Below are 17,570 nucleotides of genomic sequence, written 5' to 3' on the forward strand. Positions count from 1 at the left end.
ATTCTGTTACACTTCACGTACATTTTTTTGATAAGCAGGCAATGAGATGGCTGATGAATCCCAGGAAACAACACACTTTGGCTTCCGCACCGTAGCGAAGGAGCAGAAAGCCGATATGGTGGCTCATGTGTTCCACTCTGTGGCCGCAAAATACGACGTCATGAATGACCTGATGTCGTTTGGCATTCACCGTATCTGGAAACGTTTTACTATCGACTGCAGCGGCGTGCGTCGCGGGCAGCGAGTGCTTGATCTGGCCGGGGGTACCGGCGATCTGACGGCAAAATTCTCCCGACTGGTCGGTGAAACGGGTGAAGTTGTGTTGGCGGATATCAACGACTCTATGCTGAAAATGGGCCGTGAAAAGCTGCGCAACATCGGCGTGGTGGGTAACGTGAGCTACGTTCAGGCGAACGCCGAAGCGCTGCCGTTCCCGGATAACCATTTTGACTGCATTACCATTTCCTTTGGCCTGCGCAACGTCACCGACAAAGAAAAAGCGCTGCGTTCGATGTACCGCGTGCTGAAGCCGGGTGGCCGCCTGCTGGTGCTTGAGTTTTCCAAGCCGATTATCGAGCCGCTAAGCAAAGCCTACGATGCCTACTCGTTCCATATCTTGCCGCGCATCGGCGAGCTGGTTGCCCAGGACGCGGAAAGCTACCGCTACCTGGCGGAGTCCATCCGCATGCATCCCGATCAGGACACTCTGAAGGCGATGATGGAAGACGCTGGCTTCGAAAACACCACCTATTACAACCTGACCGCCGGGATTGTTGCCCTGCACCGTGGCTACAAATTCTGACCGGGAGCTGCTGATGCCATTTACACCGCTTGTGACCGCCGGTCTGGAAAGCGTGCTGAATACCTTTCTGTGGCGCGACCGTGGGCTGAAATCTGCCCGCCAGCGTCTGATGGGCAAAGTGCTGCGCGTTGAGCTCAAAGAGTTCGCGGTACCTCTGGTGCTGGTCTTCAGTGAGCAGCAGCTTGACGTGCTGGGCGAGTGGGAAGGCGAGGCGGATTGCCGGGTAATCACCCGTTTAGCCGTCCTGCCAAAACTGCGTGACCGCCAACAGCTGACCGCGCTTATTCGCAGCGGCGAGCTGGAAGTGCAGGGCGACCTGCAGGTTGTGCAAAACTGGGTTGCGCTGATGGACCTGGCGGAGTTTGACCCGGCTGAGCTGCTCGCGCCGTACATCGGCGATATTGCAGCGGAAGGCATCAGTAAAATTGTGCGTGGCGGCGGCAAGTTGCTGAAAAAAGGTTTTAGCCGCAATCAGCAGTATCTTGCCGAAGCCATTACCGAAGAGTGGCGCATGGCGCCAGGCCCGCTTGAAGTGGCCTGGTTTGCCGAAGAAACGACCGCCGTTGAACGCGCAGTCGACGCCCTGGGCGCGCGGCTGGACAAGCTGGAGGGCAAATGACGCCAGGAGAAATTCGTCGTCTCTACTTCATCATTCGTACCTTCCTCAGCTATGGCCTTGATGAGCTCATTCCCCGCATTCGCATCACGCTGCCGCTACGCATCTGGCGGCGCACGCTGTTCTGGATGCCAAACCGGCACAAAGACAAGGAATTAGGCGAACGTCTGCGCCTTGCCCTGCAGGAACTCGGGCCGGTGTGGATCAAATTTGGGCAGATGATGTCCACGCGCCGCGATTTGTTCCCGCCGCTGATTGCCGATCAGCTGGCAATGCTGCAGGACCGCGTTGCGCCTTTTGATGGCGAGCTGGCAAAGAAACAAATTGAACAGGCGATGGGCGGTATTCCCGTCGAAACCTGGTTTGATGATTTTGACATCACGCCTCTGGCTTCCGCTTCTATCGCGCAGGTTCACACCGCTCGCCTGAAAGAGAATGGCCGCGAGGTGGTGATCAAAATTATTCGCCCGGATATTTTGCCGGTCATCAAAGCCGACATGAAGCTGATTTACCGGCTGGCGCGCTGGGTGCCGAGGCTGCTACCGGATGGGCGGCGCCTGCGTCCGATGGAGGTGGTGCGCGACTACGAAAAGACCCTGATAGACGAGCTGAACCTGCTGCGCGAATCGGCGAACGCCATTCAGCTACGCCGCAACTTCGAAAACAGCCCGATGCTCTACGTGCCGGAAGTGTTCTCCGATTACTGTAGCCAGGACATGATGGTTATGGAGCGGATTTACGGCATCCCGGTTTCGGATGTTGCGATGCTTGAAAGCCAGGGCACGAACATGAAGCTGCTGGCTGAACGTGGCGTGCAGGTGTTCTTTACTCAGGTATTCCGCGACAGCTTCTTCCACGCGGATATGCACCCCGGTAATATTTTCGTCAGCTACGAGCACCCGGAAGATCCGCAGTATATCGGCATCGACTGCGGCATCGTGGGTTCGCTTAACAAAGAAGACAAGCGCTATTTGGCGGAAAACTTCATTGCCTTCTTCAACCGTGACTACCGTAAAGTCGCCGAGCTGCACGTCGATTCGGGCTGGGTGCCGTTAGACACTAACGTTGAAGAGTTTGAGTTCGCCATCCGTACCGTTTGTGAACCGATTTTTGAGAAGCCGCTGGCGGAGATTTCTTTCGGCCACGTGTTGCTGAATCTCTTTAATACGGCACGCCGTTTCAATATGGAAGTGCAGCCGCAGCTGGTTTTACTGCAAAAGACCCTTTTGTATGTTGAAGGCGTCGGAAGGCAGCTCTATCCGCAGCTAGATTTGTGGAAAACGGCCAAGCCATTCCTGGAAAACTGGATCAAAGATCAGGTTGGTATTCCTGCTCTGGTTCGAGCATTTAAAGAAAAAGCGCCGTTCTGGGTCGAAAAAATGCCGGAACTGCCGGAACTGGTGTACGACAGTTTGCGCCAGGGCAAGCATTTGCAGCACAGCCTTGATAAAATTCAACGCGACCTGCATCAGCATCATGTGCGGCAGGGACAGTCGCGTTATCTGTTCGGTATCGGGGCCACGCTTATACTAAGTGGTACTTTGCTGCTGATAAACAAACCGGAGTGGGAGCTTATGCCCGCCTGGTTGATGGCTGGAGGCATCGTCGTCTGGCTGATTGGCTGGCGGCGTTCTGCCTGAAATTTAATCGTCATTAACAGGCAACGTGCCGTATAATATCGGCCGTTACACATACATCTGAGTGATTTGAGGCAACATTATGGGTGGTATCAGTATTTGGCAATTGTTGATCATTGCCGTCATCGTCGTCCTGCTATTCGGTACTAAAAAGCTGGGTTCTATCGGTTCCGATCTGGGCGCGTCCATCAAAGGCTTCAAAAAAGCCATGAGCGACGATGATGAGAAAGAAAAAGACAAATCCGTTCAGGACGCTGACTTCAACGCGAAAACTCTGGCGGACAAACAGCCTGGCGACGTGAAAAAAGACGAAGCAAAGAGCAACGATAAAGAGCAGGTGTAAACCGTGTTCGATATTGGTTTTAGCGAACTGCTGCTGGTCTTCGTGATTGGCCTCGTTGTTTTGGGGCCACAGCGCCTGCCGGTGGCCGTCAAAACGGTCGTTGGCTGGATCCGTGCGCTGCGTTCTCTTGCCGCCACGGTGCAAAACGAGCTGGCTCAGGAACTGAAAATCCAGGAATTGCAGGACAGCCTGAAAAAGGTTGAAAAAGCGAGCATGGATCACCTCACGCCGGAGCTGAAAGCCTCAATGGATGAGCTGCGTCAGGCGGCGGAATCCATGAAGCGTTCCTACACGCAGGACCCGGAAAAAGCGAGCGATGAGGCGCATACCATCCACAATCCTTTGGTGAAAGATCCTGAGGATAGCCATGAAGGGGTGACCCCTGCGGCTGCAGCGCATCAGGCGAGCGCGCCTGACCAGGCCCCTGAAGCGGTGGAAACCACGAAAGCCGAGCCGGTGAAAGAATCTATCCCGCCCCAGGTAAAAGCCGCGCCGGAACCTGTTGCCACCTCTGCCTCTTCTCAACCTTCGAGTGATAAACAGTAACCATGGCCGTTGAAGATACCCAACCGCTCATCACCCACCTGATTGAGCTGCGCAAGCGACTGTTAAACAGCATTATCGCTGTGCTGGTGATTTTTCTGGCGCTGGTCTATTTCGCTAATGACATCTACCAGATCGTCTCCGCCCCGCTGATTAAGCAAATGCCGGTAGGGTCGACGATGATTGCCACCGACGTGGCATCGCCATTTTTCACGCCGATTAAGCTGACGATCTACGTTTCGGTATTTTTGTCCGCGCCGGTCATCCTTTATCAAATCTGGGCGTTTATCGCGCCAGCTTTGTATAAGCACGAACGCAAGCTGGTCACGCCGCTGCTGATTTCCAGCTCGTTGCTGTTCTATATCGGTATCGCTTTTGCTTATTTTGTCGTTTTCCCGCTGGCATTTGGTTTTCTGACAAAAACCGCGCCGATAGGCGTGGTAATGTCTACCGACATCAGCAAGTACCTCGATTTCGTCATGACGCTGTTTATGGCTTTCGGGGTGGCGTTTGAAGTGCCGGTTGCCATTATCCTGCTGTGCTGGATGGGCGTAACTACCCCTGAAGCGTTAAAACAAAAGCGCCCCTATATTTTCGTCGGTGCTTTCGTGGTGGGTATGTTGTTAACGCCGCCGGATATCTTCTCCCAAACGCTGCTGGCAATACCGATGTACTGCCTGTTTGAAGTCGGCGTGTTCTTCTCCCGCTACTATGTCGGCAAAGGCCGTCGGGATAGGGAAGACGTTGAAGAAGAAGATGAGCACTCTGAAAAAGAGTCCTGATAACTGGCCGCCCGTAAGGGCGGTCGTCGTTTGGAACGCTATATGTTTGATATCGGTGTCAATCTAACCAGTTCGCAGTTTGCTAAAGACCACGCGGACGTTGTGCTGCGCGCGCAGCAGGCTGGCGTCAGCGGTATGCTGATTACCGGAACCAACTTCCATGAAAGCCAGCAGGCTCTCGTGATGGCGCAGGCTTATCAAGGCTGCTGGTCTACCGCAGGCGTGCATCCACACGATGCCAGCCAGTGGGACGACGCCATAGCGGATGCCATCACCCAACTTGCCGGCGCTCCGCAGGTTGTCGCCATCGGCGAATGCGGGCTGGACTTCAACCGTAACTTTTCGACGCCCGCCGAGCAGGAGCGTGCTTTTACCGCGCAGCTCGCCCTGGCGGCCGATTTGATGATGCCGGTATTCCTTCACTGTCGTGAAGCGCACGAACGCTTTATCGCTTTGCTGGATCCCTGGCTTGATAAGCTACCGGGCGTGGTGCTGCACTGCTTTACCGGAACGCAGGCCGAAGCGCGTGAATGCTTAGCGCGCGGTCTGTTTATCGGTATTACCGGCTGGGTTTGCGACGAGCGTCGCGGCCTTGAACTGCGAGAACTGCTGCCGATGATTCCCGCTCAGCAATTGCTGCTGGAAACCGACGCCCCCTATTTGTTACCGCGGGATCTTAAACCAAAACCTGCTTCCCGCCGGAACGAACCCTGCTATCTGCCCCACATCCTCAATCAGGTAGCCCACTGGCGCGGAGAAGATCCCGCCTGGCTTGCGCAGATAACAGATGACAATGCCCGCCGTTTATTCCGGCTGGCTTAAATCAGGAGAAAGTAAATGAGCTATGCATTTCCCGGTACGTTTCCCGGCCGCCGTATGCGCCGTGTCCGCCGCCACGATTTTAGTCGCCGCCTGGTAGCAGAAAACCAGCTAACGGTTAACGATCTGATCTACCCGGTGTTTGTGATGGAAGGTCAGAATCGTCAGGAAGAAGTGGCGTCGATGCCGGGCGTTTACCGCATGACTATCGACCTGCTGCTCAAAGAGGCTGAAGCCGTTGCGAAACTGGGTGTTCCTGTCCTTTCCCTGTTCCCGGTGATTGAGAGCGCAGGGAAATCTCTCCACGCCGAAGAAGCCTATAATCCGAACGGTCTGGTGCAGCGCGCCGTGCGTGCGCTCAAAGATGCCGTGCCAGATTTAGGTTTGCTGACCGACGTTGCGTTAGACCCGTATACCACCCACGGGCAGGACGGAGTTATCGACGAAGACGGTTACGTTATCAACGATATTACCCGCGAAATTCTGGTACGCCAGGCCCTTTCCCACGCGGAAGCCGGGGCTGAAATTATCGCGCCTAGCGACATGATGGACGGGCGCATCGGCGCTATTCGTGACCAGCTGGAAGCAGAGGGTCTGGTGAATACGCAGATTATGTCTTACGCGGCGAAGTACGCTTCCTGCTATTACGGCCCGTTCCGTGACGCAATTGGCTCTTCCGGCAACCTGAAAGGCGGCAACAAAAAGACCTATCAGATGGACCCGGCGAACGGCGATGAAGCGCTTCAGGAAGTGGCGCAGGATCTGCAGGAAGGCGCTGACATGGTGATGGTAAAACCGGGGATGCCGTATCTGGACGTGGTTCGCCGCGTGAAGGATACCTTCGGCGTGCCGACCTTTGCCTACCAGGTGTCCGGCGAGTACGCGATGCACATGGCGGCGATTCAAAACGGCTGGCTGGCAGAGAAACCTGCGATTATGGAATCCCTGCTGTGCTTCAAGCGTGCCGGTGCGGATGGCGTGCTGACGTACTTCTCTAAGCGTGTTGCGCAGTGGCTTCACGATGAGCAGATGCAGCGTTAGTCGTTAGTCAGGTGGTCCACTCTGCTGTGCTTTGTAGGGTGGGCCACCCGCCCTAAAGTTTTGCCTTACAGCTTTCTGAAATCCGTATTCTTCACGCTCTGCCTCACCTGCTTGTTGAGCAGATTGAGGAGCAGCATCGAACGCGCCTCGCCGTCCGGCTCGCTGAAAATCGCCTCAAGCCCTTCAAACGCCCCTTCGGTAATGACTACGCTATCGCCAGGATAGGGGGTATCGGGATCGGTGACATCGTCAGGATGATAGTTGATCAGCTGGTCGATGACTTCCTCCGGCACGTTGGCGGGCTGGGCGCCAAAACGGACGAAGTGGCTCACGCCGCGTGTAGAATTGACCGTAGTGGTGTGAATGTTTTCCGGATCGAACTTCACGAACATATAGTTGGGGAACAACGGCTCACTGACTGCAGTTCGCTTTCCACGCACCATCTTTTCCAGCGTGATCATCGGGGTAAGACAGTTGACCGCTTGGCGTTCAAGATGCTCTTGCGCCCGCAGCAGCTGTCCTCGTTTGCAGTACAGAAGATACCAGGATTCCATAATTTCTCATCTCACCTCATTGAGCGCGCAAGAATAACAAAAGGTCGAACTCAGAGATAGCCAGCACAAGTATAACCAACGGCCGGTGGGTTAAAGGTCAGACAGTTACCAGTTTTTAACAAAAATACAGCATGCGCTGGTTGAAGTCCGTATAATGGCCGCCATTCTACGGGCACGGATTAACTGCATGAAATACCACGACCTACGCGACTTTATTACACTGCTGGAGCAGCGCGGTGAGCTAAAACGTATCGCAATGCCTGTCGATCCGCATCTGGAAATGACCGAAATTGCCGATCGTACTCTGCGGGCAAATGGCCCTGCGCTGCTGTTCGAAAACCCGAAAGGTTACAGCATGCCGGTGCTGTGCAATTTGTTTGGCACGCCGAAGCGGGTCGCGATGGGAATGGGGCAGGAAGATGTTTCCGCCCTGCGTGAAGTGGGTAAGCTGTTAGCCTTCCTGAAAGAGCCGGAACCGCCGAAAGGCTTCCGCGACCTGTTCGACAAACTCCCGCAGTTTAAACAAGTGCTGAATATGCCGACCAAACGGCTGCGCGGCGCGCCCTGTCAGGAAAAGATCCTCGAAGGGGGTCAGGTCGATTTAAACCGAATTCCCATTATGCAGTGCTGGCCGGAAGACGCCGCACCGCTTATCACCTGGGGGCTGACGGTCACCCGTGGTCCGCACAAAGAACGGCAAAACCTCGGTATTTATCGCCAGCAGCTGATCGGCAAGAACAAGCTGATTATGCGCTGGCTGTCGCATCGCGGTGGCGCGCTGGATTTCCAGGAGTGGTGTGCGGCGCATCCCGGCGAACGCTTCCCGGTTTCTGTCGCCCTGGGCGCTGACCCGGCAACCATCCTTGGTGCGGTGACGCCCGTTCCGGATACCCTGTCGGAGTATGCTTTTGCGGGACTGCTGCGCGGCACTAAAACCGAAGTCGTGAAGTGTATTTCGAACGATTTAGAAGTACCGGCGAGCGCGGAAATCGTGCTTGAAGGCTATATTGAGCCGGGTGAAATGGCACCGGAAGGGCCTTATGGCGACCACACGGGATACTACAATGAAGTAGATAATTTCCCTGTGTTTACGGTGACGCATATTACCCAGCGCGACGACCCGATTTATCATTCGACCTATACTGGCCGTCCACCGGATGAACCGGCGGTGCTGGGCGTGGCGTTAAACGAAGTCTTCGTGCCGATATTGCAAAAGCAGTTCCCGGAAATTGTTGATTTCTATCTGCCGCCGGAAGGCTGTTCGTATCGTCTTGCGGTCGTGACCATTAAGAAGCAGTACGCCGGGCACGCCAAGCGCGTGATGATGGGCGTCTGGTCTTTCCTGCGGCAGTTTATGTACACCAAGTTTGTCATCGTGTGCGATGACGATGTCAACGCGCGTGACTGGAACGATGTTATTTGGGCCATCACTACGCGTATGGATCCGGCGCGTGATACCGTACTGGTCGAGAACACGCCGATCGATTACCTGGATTTTGCCTCGCCGGTTTCCGGCCTTGGTTCAAAAATGGGACTGGATGCCACCAATAAATGGCCAGGAGAAACCCAGCGCGAGTGGGGGCGTCCTATCAAAAAAGATGCGGAAGTCTGCGCGCGTATTGATGCAATTTGGGATGAACTGGCTATTTTCGATAACGGTAAGAGCGCCTGAGGGGCGATTTTTACCGTTTAGCATTATTGACCCGACAGAGGGGACGCATGACAACCTTAAGCTGTAAAGTGACCTCGGTAGAAGCGATAACGGATACGGTATATCGCGTTCGATTGCTGCCGGAAGCGGATTTCTCCTTTCAGGCCGGACAGTATTTGATGGTGGTGATGGATGAGCGTGATAAACGCCCGTTCTCCATGGCATCCACGCCGAGCGAGCGTGAGTTTATCGAGCTGCACATCGGTGCTTCGGAACTCAATCTGTACGCGATGGCCGTAATGGACCGTATTCTGAAAGAGCAGGAAATCGTTGTTGATATCCCGCATGGCGATGCCTGGCTGCGCGACGATGAAGATCGTCCGCTGATTCTGATTGCTGGCGGTACGGGCTTCTCCTATGTGCGCTCTATCCTGCTGACCGCGCTGGCGCGCAACCCGCAGCGTGAAATCGCCATCTACTGGGGCGGCCGCGAAGAGAAGCATCTGTACGATTTGGCCGAGCTGGAAGCGCTTTCGGTGAAGCATGAGAATCTGCGCGTTGAAGCGGTGGTCGAGCAGCCGGAAGAGGGTTGGCGCGGGCGCAATGGCACCGTGCTAACGGCGGTGATGCAGGATTACGGCACGCTTGCCGGGCACGATATCTATATTGCCGGGCGTTTTGAGATGGCGAAGATTGCGCGTGACCTGTTCTGTAACGAACGCGGGGCCAACGTTGACCGCATGTTCGGAGATGCCTTCGCGTTTATCTAACCGCGTAAAGCGTCCCGAAAACTTAAGCCACCGCATCGTCGGTGGTTTTTGCGTTTATGGGCGATTAAAAAGAAAAAACCCGCCCCTGACAGGCGGGAAGAACGACAACTAAACTCTTCCCCGTCATCATTCACGCTGCCTCTTTGTTGGCTGCCTTCGTTCACCCCGGTCGCATAGTTATCTATGCTCCCGGGGATTCACTCAGTTGCCGCCGTGATGCAGCGCGAATTATTTAGGGGTTAATTCCTTAATTAAACACGTTCGATAACGGTGGCGATGCCCTGGCCCAGGCCGATACACATGGTGGCGAGGCCAAACTGCGCGTCGCGGCGTTCCATCAGGTTCAGCAAGGTGGTGCTGATACGCGCGCCGGAACAGCCAAGCGGGTGGCCGAGCGCGATGGCACCGCCGTTCAGGTTAATTTTCTCGTCGATCTGCTCCATCAACCCCAGATCCTTAATGCACGGTAGGATCTGCGCGGCGAAGGCTTCGTTCATCTCAAACAGGTCGATATCGGCGGCGGTGAGGCCCGCTTTCTTCAACGCCATTTTCGAAGCCGGAACCGGGCCGTAGCCCATGATTGACGGATCGCAGCCGACTACCGCCATTGAACGGATGCGGGCGCGGATCTTCAGGCCCAGGTCTTTGGCGCGTGATTCGCTCATCAGCAGCATGGCGGCGGCGCCGTCCGACAGCGCGGATGAACTGCCTGCGGTGACGGTCCCATGCACTGGGTCAAACGCAGGTTTCAGCGTGGCCAGGCCTTCGACCGTGGTTTCCGGGCGAATAACCTCATCGTAGTTAAAGCGTTTGAGCACGCCGTCAGCGTCGTGACCGCTGGTGGCGACGATTTCATTTTTAAAATGACCGGCTTCGGTAGCGGCCCACGCGCGCTGATGCGAACGGGCGGCAAACTGGTCCTGCATTTCGCGGCTGATGCCGTGCATGCGCGCCAGCATTTCGGCGGTCAGGCCCATCATACCGGCAGCTTTCGCCACGTTGCGGCTCAGGCCGGGATGGAAATCAACGCCGTGGCTCATGGGCACGTGGCCCATATGCTCCACGCCGCCGATCAGGCAGGCGTGAGCGTCGCCGGTTTGGATCATGCGGGCGGCATCATGAAGCGCCTGCATGGAAGAACCGCACAGGCGGTTTACGGTCACGGCAGGAACGGAATGCGGAATTTCTGCCAGCAGCGCGGCGTTTCGCCCGATGTTAAAGCCCTGCTCCAGCGTTTGCTGCACGCAGCCCCAGTAGATATCGTCCAGCGCCGCGGCTTCCAGCGCCGGGTTCCGCGAGAGAATGCTGCGCATCAGGTGCGCAGAGAGATCTTCCGCACGCACGTTACGGTACGCGCCGCCTTTGGAACGGCCCATCGGGGTGCGGATGGCATCGACAATTACAACCTTTTCCATATTCACTCCTCAGGCGCTTTTCAGTTCACTGGCCGGGCGCGCAGGCTCGACCGGGGGATAGTACGGCTCGTTACGGGAAGCCCTGTCGCGCAGACCGGCGGGTACCTGGTAGAGCGGGCCGAGCTGTTCATATTGCTGAGCCATATCGAGATATTTCGCGCTGCCGATAGTGTCCAGCCAGCGGAACGCTCCGCCGTGGAACGGAGGGAACCCAAGGCCGTAAACCAGCGCCATGTCGGCTTCCGCCGGACTTGCGATAATGCCTTCTTCGAGGCAGCGCACCACTTCGTTGACCATCGGGATCATCATACGGGCGATAATCTCTTCGTCGCTGAAGGCGTGGCGCGGCTTGCTGACGTCTGCAAGCAGGCCATCGACGGTTTCGTCCTGCTCTTTACGCGGTTTGCCCTTGCTGTCTTCTTTATAACGGTAGAAGCCCTGCTGGGTTTTTTGGCCGTAGCGGCCCGCGTCGAACATCGCGTCAACGGCGTCGCGATAATCCTTCTGCATGCGCTGCGGGAAACCGGCGGCCATGACCGCCTGCGCGTGGTGCGCGGTATCAATGCCCACGACGTCGAGCAGATAAGCCGGGCCCATCGGCCAGCCGAACTGCTTTTCCATCACTTTGTCGATCTGGCGGAAGTCCGCGCCGTCGCGCATCAGCTGGCTAAAGCCGGCAAAGTACGGGAACAGCACGCGGTTGACGAAGAACCCTGGACAGTCATTTACTACAATGGGGGTTTTACCCATTTTGCTGGCCCAGGCGACAACTTTGGCGACGGTCTGCTCGGAGGTTTTTTCACCGCGAATGACTTCTACCAGCGGCATACGGTGTACCGGGTTGAAGAAGTGCATGCCGCAGAAGTTTTCCGGGCGCTTGAGGCTTTTGGCCAGTTCGCTGATAGGAATGGTCGACGTGTTGGAGGCCAGTACCGCATCTTCACGGACCTTATCTTCCACTTCCGCCAGCACGGCTTTCTTCACTTTTGGGTTTTCGACGACGGCTTCAACCACCACGTCGACGCGTTCGAAGCCCGCGTAATCAAGCGTTGGATGAATGGTGGCGATCACGCCCGCCAGCTTCATGCCGTCGATTTTGCCGCGTTCGAGCTGTTTGTTGAGCAGCTTGCTGGCCTCAGTGATGCCCAGCGCCAGCGACTTCTCGTTAATATCCTTCATTAATACCGGTACGCCTTTCCAGGCCGACTGGTAGGCAATGCCGCCACCCATGATCCCGGCGCCGAGTACCGCAGCCTGTTTCGGGGTTTCGGTATTTTTGGTTAGCTTTTTCGCCTGGCTTTTTACGTACTGGTCGTTGAGGAAAATCCCGACCAGCGCGCGGGCTTCATTGGAGCGCGCAAGCGGTACAAAGCTTTGCGTTTCGAGCTGCAGGGCTTCATCGCGGCCAAGTCGGGCTGCGGCTTCAATGGTTTTTACCGCGGTCATTGGGGCAGGGTAGTGTTTGCCCGCAATCTGCATCACCATGCTTTTGGCGATGGTAAAGCTCATGGTCGCTTCGATTTTGCTCAGCTTCAGCGGCTCAAGCTTAGGCGCGCGTTTTGCTTTCCAGTCCAGTTCGCCGCTAATAGCCTGGCGCAGCACCGCAAGCGCGCCTTCACGCAGCTTCTCAGCTTTTACCACGCCATCGACGAGGCCGATTTTTTGGGCTTCTGCCGCGCCAACGTCTTTGCCCGCGGTGATGATTTCCAGCGCGCTGTCCGCGCCGAGCAGACGTGGCAGGCGAACGGAACCGCCGAAGCCCGGCATAATGCCTAACTTGGTTTCCGGTAGGCCAATGCGCGCATCCGGCGTTGCCAGGCGATAGTCGGTCGCCAGCACGCATTCGCAGCCGCCGCCCAGCGCGTAGCCGTTCACCGCCGCGATGGTTGGCACCGGCAGATCTTCCAGGCGGTTAAAGACGCCGTTGGCGAACTGTAGCCAGCTCGTTAACTGCTCCGCAGGCACGAGGAACAGCGAAAGAAATTCGGTAATATCAGCCCCGACGATAAACGCCGCTTTGTTTGAGCTGAGCAGCAGACCTTTGAGATCGGGCTGCTTTTCCAGGACATCCAGCGCGTGGCCGAGGCTGGCGACGGTTGCGGTGTCGAGCTTGTTGACCGAACCGGGCGCATCGAACACCAGTTCGGCGATGCCGTCTTCCAGCCAGTTGAGATGTAGGGTTTCGCCTTGGTAGAGCATGTCAGTCTCCTGAATCCAGCAATGGGATCTGGTCGTACCAGATGGAAGGGAGTGTGGAATTGATGTTAATGAAATGCAAATGACTCATTAAATATTTGCAAAGATGATCACAGCGCCTGGAAATAAGTCGGGCAACTTCGCCGTGTGCTAAGATGCGTGGCGTTCAGACCTCTAAACAGAAGGGTAAACTATGGATTCACTGGCCTCGCTTTATAAAGATCATGTGGCAACCTTGCAGGAGCGCACCCGCAAAGTACTGGAGCGTTTTAATCTTGATGCACTGCTGATTCACTCCGGGGAACTGGTCAACGTTTTCCTGGATGACCATCCTTATCCGTTCAAAGTTAATCCCCAATTCAAAGCCTGGGTGCCGGTAACGCAGGTTCCAAACTGCTGGCTGCTGGTGGATGGCGTCACTAAACCCAAGCTGTGGTTCTATCTGCCGGTCGATTACTGGCATAACGTAGAGCCGCTGCCTGAGTCCTTCTGGACCGAAGAGATCGACGTTATCGCGCTGCCAAAAGCTGACGGAATCGGCAGCCAGCTGCCCGCCGCGCGCGGTAACATCGGTTATATCGGCCCGGTTCCGGAGCGTGCTTTGCAGCTTGAGATTCAGGGTGCAAACATCAACCCGAAAGGCGTCATTGATTACCTGCACTACTATCGCGCCTACAAAACCGATTACGAGCTTGCGTGTATGCGTCAGGCCCAGAAAACCGCCGTTGCCGGTCACCGTGCCGCTCACGAGGCTTTCCTGTCGGGGATGAGCGAGTTCGATATCAATCAGGCTTACCTGACGGCGACCGGGCATCGCGATACCGATGTGCCATATAGCAATATTGTTGCTTTGAACGAGCATGCCGCCGTACTGCACTACACGAAGCTGGATCATCAGGCACCTTCCGAAATGCGCAGCTTCCTGCTGGATGCCGGTGCCGAGTACAACGGCTACGCGGCTGACCTGACTCGTACCTGGTCGGCGAGCAGCGACAACGATTATGCGCAGCTGATTAAAGACGTTAACGCCGAGCAGCTGGCGCTTATCGACACCATGAAAGCTGGCGTGAGCTACACCGAATATCACGTCCAGTTCCATCAGCGCATTGCAAAGCTGCTGCGTCGCCATCAGCTGGTCAATGACATCAGCGAAGAAGCGATGCTTGAAGCCGGGATTACCGGGCCGTTTATGCCGCACGGCATTGGGCACCCGCTTGGCCTGCAGGTACATGATGTTGCAGGTTTTATGCAGGATGATACCGGTACGCACCTCGCCGCGCCGTCGCAGTTCCCCTATCTGCGCTGCACGCGGGTTCTTGAACCGCGTATGGTTCTCACCATCGAACCGGGTATCTACTTCATCGAATCCCTGCTTGCGCCATGGCGTGAAGGCCAGTACAGCAAGCACTTCGACTGGCAGCGCATCGAAGCGATGAAGCCGTTCGGCGGGATCCGCATCGAAGACAACGTGGTTATCCACGAAAGCAGCATCGAAAACATGACGCGCGATCTGAAACTGGCGTGATGGAAAGCTGGCCGATCCCTGCTGAATCCGTATGCGTCAGCGAGGAAATCAAGAAAAGCCGCTTTATCACGCTGGTAGCCCATACTGATGGGATAACCGCGGCGAAAGCTTTTGTGGAACAGGTTCGGGCCGATCACCCCGATGCCCGGCATCATTGCTGGGCGTGGGTGGCCGGTGCGCCGGACGATTCGCAACAGCTCGGGTTTTCTGATGACGGCGAACCTGCCGGGACGGCTGGCAAACCTATGCTCGCGCAGCTAATGGGGCGGGGCATTGGTGAAATAACCGCCGTAGTGGTGCGCTACTATGGCGGGGTCAAACTTGGGACGGGCGGCCTGGTGAAAGCCTACGGCGGCGGCGTCCAGCTTGCGTTAAATCAGCTGCCTACGGTGCTCAAAGTGCCGTTAACCGAATATACTTTGCTGTGTGATTACGCGCAGCTTTCGGGCATCGAGGCGCTACTCAAACAATATGATGGGTTAATCGTGCAAAGCGACTTTCAGGCTGCGGTGCTTTTAAGAGTGGCGCTGCCGCAGACCAGGCTGGGTGAACTTTCCCTGCGTTTGGCGGATATGAGTCGCGGTTCATTGCATTTATTGCCGATTGAAGAATAATTCCCTCCTCGTAATTTTTTGATATTTAAGGAAGCGGCTGAAATGCATTTTCGTGCCATAACCCGAATCGTTGGTCTGCTGGTTATCCTGTTCTCCGGGACCATGATAATTCCCGGGCTGGTTGCCTTAATTTACCGCGATGGTGCTGGCCGCGCCTTTACACAGACTTTTTTTGTCGCGCTGGTGATTGGCTCATTCCTGTGGTGGCCAAACCGTCGTGAAAAAAGCGAGCTTAAGCCGCGCGAAGGCTTCCTGATCGTGGTGCTGTTCTGGACCGTACTGGGAAGCGTGGGGGCATTGCCCTTTATCTTCTCCGAACGGCCAAACCTGACGGTTACCGATGCTTTCTTTGAATCCTTCTCGGGGTTAACCACGACCGGTGCCACTACGCTTGTGGGGCTGGACACGCTCCCGCATGCCATCCTGTTTTACCGGCAGATGCTGCAGTGGTTCGGCGGCATGGGGATAATCGTCCTGGCCGTGGCTATCTTGCCAATCTTGGGCGTCGGCGGGATGCAGCTCTATCGTGCCGAGATGCCGGGGCCGCTGAAAGACAATAAGATGCGCCCGCGAATCGCGGATACGGCGAAAACGCTGTGGCTTATCTATGTCCTGCTAACCGTAGCCTGCGCCGCGGCGCTTTGGTTTGCAGGGATGCCGCTATTCGATGCGATAGGGCACAGTTTCTCGACTATATCTATCGGCGGATTCTCGACCCACGATGCCAGCGTGGGGTATTTCAGCAATCCGACGATCAACACGATTATTGCCGTTTTCCTGCTGATATCGGGCTGTAACTACGGTCTGCACTTCTCTTTGCTGAGCGGGCGCAACCTCAAGGTGTACTGGCGTGACCCGGAATTCCGTATGTTCATCGGCGTTCAGCTTACGCTCGTCATCATTTGTACGCTGGTGCTGTGGTTGCACAGTACCTACGGGTCGGTGATGCAAACGCTCAATCAGGCATTTTTCCAGGTTGTTTCAATGGCGACAACGGCGGGCTTCACGACGGATAGCATCGCCCGATGGCCGCTTTTCCTGCCGGTGCTGCTGCTTTGCTCGGCGTTTATCGGCGGCTGTGCCGGGTCAACCGGCGGTGGCCTGAAGGTCATTCGTATTCTCCTGCTGTTCAAGCAGGGTAACCGCGAGCTTAAACGTCTGGTACACCCGAATGCGGTATACAGCATCAAGCTGGGAAACCGCGCGCTGCCGGAACGTATTCTCGAAGCGGTGTGGGGATTCTTCTCCGCTTATGCGCTGGTGTTTATCGTCAGTATGCTGGCAATAATCGCCACGGGCGTGGATGACTTCTCTGCCTTTGCTTCAGTGGCGGCAACGTTGAATAACCTGGGGCCAGGACTTGGCGTGGTGGCGGATAACTTTGCCAGCATGAACCCGGTGGCAAAATGGATCCTGATCGGCAATATGCTGTTTGGTCGTCTGGAAGTGTTCACCTTATTAGTACTGTTCACGCCAACCTTCTGGCGCGAATAACCGGAGCCTGTAGTGAAAACTTTAATTCTGTTTTCGACCCGCGATGGTCAAACTCGTGAAATCGCTTCTTATATAGCATCCGAGCTTAAAGAGCTGGGCGTGGAAAGCGATGTGGTCAACCTGCATCGCAACGGTGACATTGACTGGAGCAACTATGACCGCGTGGTAATTGGTGCCTCTATTCGTTATGGCCACTTCCATGCGTCGGTTGATGCGTTCGTGAAAAAGCATCAGCAGGCGTTGAATGCTATCCCGAGCGCATTCTTCTCCGTGAACCTCGTGGCGCGTAAGCCCGAGAAGCGTTCCCCACAAACGAACTCATATACGCGCAAGTTCCTTCTGAACTCCCCGTGGGAGCCAAATCACAGCGCGGTATTCGCCGGGGCGCTTCGCTACCCGCGTTATGGCTGGCTGGACCGCGTGATGATTCGATTAATTATGAAAATGACCGGCGGCGAAACGGATACCAGCAAAGAAGTTGTTTATACCGATTGGCAGCAGGTCTCGCGCTTTGCCCATGAAATCGTTCAGTTATCCGCCAAATAGTTTCCAAAATAGACGGTTTGTTGAAAAATAATGCGGTCAGTAATTATTTTGCAATAAACCCTTGTCAGCCTCCGAAAAATCCCTATACTGCGCCTCCACTGACACGGCACAACGGCTTACAAACCGGCCCGTCAGTCGGAGTGAAGCGAGAAATAAATGCTTGACTACGTAGCGGGAAAGCGTAATATGCACAGCCCGCGCCACTGAAGAATGTGGCACTGC

At 55.8% G+C, this 17,570-nt stretch carries 17 protein-coding genes; 14 read left to right on the plus strand and 3 right to left on the minus strand.

Annotation, left to right across the window (positions count from 1 at the left end):
- The first annotated feature begins 46 nt into the window (after window positions 1-46).
- The 8 genes from ubiE to hemB all read left to right on the plus strand — a co-directional run bounded on the left by ubiE (window position 47) and on the right by hemB (window position 6,583).
- Window positions 47-802 carry a bifunctional demethylmenaquinone methyltransferase/2-methoxy-6-polyprenyl-1,4-benzoquinol methylase UbiE gene (ubiE, locus tag ACSPHG_RS01045; RefSeq protein ID WP_435951620.1) on the plus strand — a complete coding sequence of 252 codons (756 nt, stop codon included), beginning with the start codon at window positions 47-49 and terminating at the stop codon, window positions 800-802.
- 13 nt (window positions 803-815) lie between these two features.
- A complete protein-coding gene (gene ubiJ, locus ACSPHG_RS01050; RefSeq protein ID WP_435951621.1) occupies window positions 816-1,421 on the plus strand; it encodes a ubiquinone biosynthesis protein UbiJ in 606 nt (201 codons plus the stop codon).
- Window positions 1,418-3,058 (plus strand): ubiquinone biosynthesis regulatory protein kinase UbiB, encoded by a 1,641-nt coding sequence (gene ubiB, locus ACSPHG_RS01055; RefSeq protein WP_435951622.1) that lies wholly within the window; start codon window positions 1,418-1,420, stop codon window positions 3,056-3,058. Before ubiJ ends, ubiB begins: the two co-directional genes overlap by 4 nt.
- A 79-nt stretch (window positions 3,059-3,137) precedes the next feature.
- Window positions 3,138-3,398, plus strand: a complete 261-nt coding sequence (tatA, locus tag ACSPHG_RS01060) for a Sec-independent protein translocase subunit TatA (protein WP_435951623.1) — start codon at window positions 3,138-3,140, stop codon at window positions 3,396-3,398.
- Window positions 3,399-3,401: 3 nt separating this feature from the next.
- Window positions 3,402-3,944, plus strand: coding sequence for a Sec-independent protein translocase protein TatB (gene tatB / locus ACSPHG_RS01065; RefSeq protein WP_435951624.1), 543 nt, complete (start codon window positions 3,402-3,404; stop codon window positions 3,942-3,944).
- A 2-nt stretch (window positions 3,945-3,946) separates the two neighbouring features.
- Window positions 3,947-4,723, plus strand: coding sequence for a Sec-independent protein translocase subunit TatC (gene tatC / locus ACSPHG_RS01070; RefSeq protein ID WP_435951625.1), 777 nt, complete (start codon window positions 3,947-3,949; stop codon window positions 4,721-4,723).
- A 42-nt stretch (window positions 4,724-4,765) separates the two neighbouring features.
- Window positions 4,766-5,545 carry a 3'-5' ssDNA/RNA exonuclease TatD gene (gene tatD, locus ACSPHG_RS01075; RefSeq protein WP_435951626.1) on the plus strand — a complete coding sequence of 260 codons (780 nt, stop codon included), beginning with the start codon at window positions 4,766-4,768 and terminating at the stop codon, window positions 5,543-5,545.
- Window positions 5,546-5,560: 15 nt separating this feature from the next.
- Window positions 5,561-6,583 carry a porphobilinogen synthase gene (gene hemB / locus ACSPHG_RS01080; RefSeq protein WP_435951627.1) on the plus strand — a complete coding sequence of 341 codons (1,023 nt, stop codon included), beginning with the start codon at window positions 5,561-5,563 and terminating at the stop codon, window positions 6,581-6,583.
- Window positions 6,584-6,648: 65 nt separating this feature from the next.
- Here the strand turns inward: hemB and rfaH are convergent, their stop codons facing one another.
- Window positions 6,649-7,137, minus strand: a complete 489-nt coding sequence (gene rfaH, locus ACSPHG_RS01085; RefSeq protein WP_435951628.1) for a transcription/translation regulatory transformer protein RfaH — start codon at window positions 7,135-7,137, stop codon at window positions 6,649-6,651.
- Between the two features lie 178 nt (window positions 7,138-7,315).
- Here rfaH and ubiD point away from each other — a divergent pair, with 178 nt between their 5' ends.
- Both ubiD and fre read left to right on the plus strand, forming a co-directional pair.
- Window positions 7,316-8,809, plus strand: coding sequence for a 4-hydroxy-3-polyprenylbenzoate decarboxylase (gene ubiD / locus ACSPHG_RS01090; RefSeq protein ID WP_435955918.1), 1,494 nt, complete (start codon window positions 7,316-7,318; stop codon window positions 8,807-8,809).
- A 47-nt stretch (window positions 8,810-8,856) separates the two neighbouring features.
- Entirely contained in the window at window positions 8,857-9,558 is a 702-nt protein-coding gene (fre, locus tag ACSPHG_RS01095; RefSeq protein ID WP_435951629.1) for an NAD(P)H-flavin reductase, read from the plus strand.
- A gap of 251 nt (window positions 9,559-9,809) precedes the next feature.
- Here fre and fadA read toward each other — a convergent pair whose 3' ends face one another.
- Both fadA and fadB read right to left on the minus strand, forming a co-directional pair.
- Entirely contained in the window at window positions 9,810-10,973 is a 1,164-nt protein-coding gene (gene fadA, locus ACSPHG_RS01100) for an acetyl-CoA C-acyltransferase FadA (RefSeq protein WP_435951630.1), read from the minus strand.
- Between the two features lie 9 nt (window positions 10,974-10,982).
- Complete coding sequence (gene fadB / locus ACSPHG_RS01105) at window positions 10,983-13,172, minus strand: fatty acid oxidation complex subunit alpha FadB (RefSeq protein WP_435951631.1); 2,190 nt, start codon at window positions 13,170-13,172, stop codon at window positions 10,983-10,985.
- A 190-nt stretch (window positions 13,173-13,362) separates the two neighbouring features.
- On the opposite strand from fadB, the gene pepQ reads away from it, so the two are divergent.
- The 4 genes from pepQ to hemG are packed head-to-tail and all read left to right on the plus strand — an operon-like array spanning window position 13,363 to window position 17,348.
- Complete coding sequence (gene pepQ, locus ACSPHG_RS01110; protein ID WP_435951632.1) at window positions 13,363-14,694, plus strand: Xaa-Pro dipeptidase; 1,332 nt, start codon at window positions 13,363-13,365, stop codon at window positions 14,692-14,694.
- The gene (locus ACSPHG_RS01115; RefSeq protein ID WP_435951633.1) at window positions 14,694-15,308 is read left to right on the plus strand and encodes an IMPACT family protein; all 615 of its coding nucleotides are present in this window, start codon (window positions 14,694-14,696) and stop codon (window positions 15,306-15,308) included. Before pepQ ends, ACSPHG_RS01115 begins: the two co-directional genes overlap by 1 nt.
- Window positions 15,309-15,350: 42 nt before the next feature.
- Complete coding sequence (gene trkH / locus ACSPHG_RS01120; RefSeq protein ID WP_435951634.1) at window positions 15,351-16,802, plus strand: Trk system potassium transporter TrkH; 1,452 nt, start codon at window positions 15,351-15,353, stop codon at window positions 16,800-16,802.
- 12 nt (window positions 16,803-16,814) lie between these two features.
- The gene (hemG, locus tag ACSPHG_RS01125) at window positions 16,815-17,348 is read left to right on the plus strand and encodes a menaquinone-dependent protoporphyrinogen IX dehydrogenase (RefSeq protein ID WP_435951635.1); all 534 of its coding nucleotides are present in this window, start codon (window positions 16,815-16,817) and stop codon (window positions 17,346-17,348) included.
- The last annotated feature ends 222 nt before the right edge of the window (window positions 17,349-17,570 follow it).

This window comes from Dryocola baronae (assembly GCF_051297175.1).
In the GTDB taxonomy this organism is placed as follows: domain Bacteria; phylum Pseudomonadota; class Gammaproteobacteria; order Enterobacterales; family Enterobacteriaceae; genus Dryocola.

Coding starts and splice junctions, on each gene's coding strand:
- fadB (WP_435951631.1), bottom strand. CDS start 13,172: ATGCTCTACCAAGGCGAAACCCTACATCTCAACTGGCTGGAAGACGGC.
- rfaH (WP_435951628.1), bottom strand. CDS start 7,137: ATGGAATCCTGGTATCTTCTGTACTGCAAACGAGGACAGCTGCTGCGG.
- hemB (WP_435951627.1), top strand. CDS start 5,561: ATGAGCTATGCATTTCCCGGTACGTTTCCCGGCCGCCGTATGCGCCGT.
- ubiB (WP_435951622.1), top strand. CDS start 1,418: ATGACGCCAGGAGAAATTCGTCGTCTCTACTTCATCATTCGTACCTTC.
- pepQ (WP_435951632.1), top strand. CDS start 13,363: ATGGATTCACTGGCCTCGCTTTATAAAGATCATGTGGCAACCTTGCAG.
- ubiJ (WP_435951621.1), top strand. CDS start 816: ATGCCATTTACACCGCTTGTGACCGCCGGTCTGGAAAGCGTGCTGAAT.
- fadA (WP_435951630.1), bottom strand. CDS start 10,973: ATGGAAAAGGTTGTAATTGTCGATGCCATCCGCACCCCGATGGGCCGT.
- ubiE (WP_435951620.1), top strand. CDS start 47: ATGGCTGATGAATCCCAGGAAACAACACACTTTGGCTTCCGCACCGTA.
- tatA (WP_435951623.1), top strand. CDS start 3,138: ATGGGTGGTATCAGTATTTGGCAATTGTTGATCATTGCCGTCATCGTC.
- ACSPHG_RS01115 (WP_435951633.1), top strand. CDS start 14,694: ATGGAAAGCTGGCCGATCCCTGCTGAATCCGTATGCGTCAGCGAGGAA.
- tatD (WP_435951626.1), top strand. CDS start 4,766: ATGTTTGATATCGGTGTCAATCTAACCAGTTCGCAGTTTGCTAAAGAC.
- tatC (WP_435951625.1), top strand. CDS start 3,947: ATGGCCGTTGAAGATACCCAACCGCTCATCACCCACCTGATTGAGCTG.
- fre (WP_435951629.1), top strand. CDS start 8,857: ATGACAACCTTAAGCTGTAAAGTGACCTCGGTAGAAGCGATAACGGAT.
- trkH (WP_435951634.1), top strand. CDS start 15,351: ATGCATTTTCGTGCCATAACCCGAATCGTTGGTCTGCTGGTTATCCTG.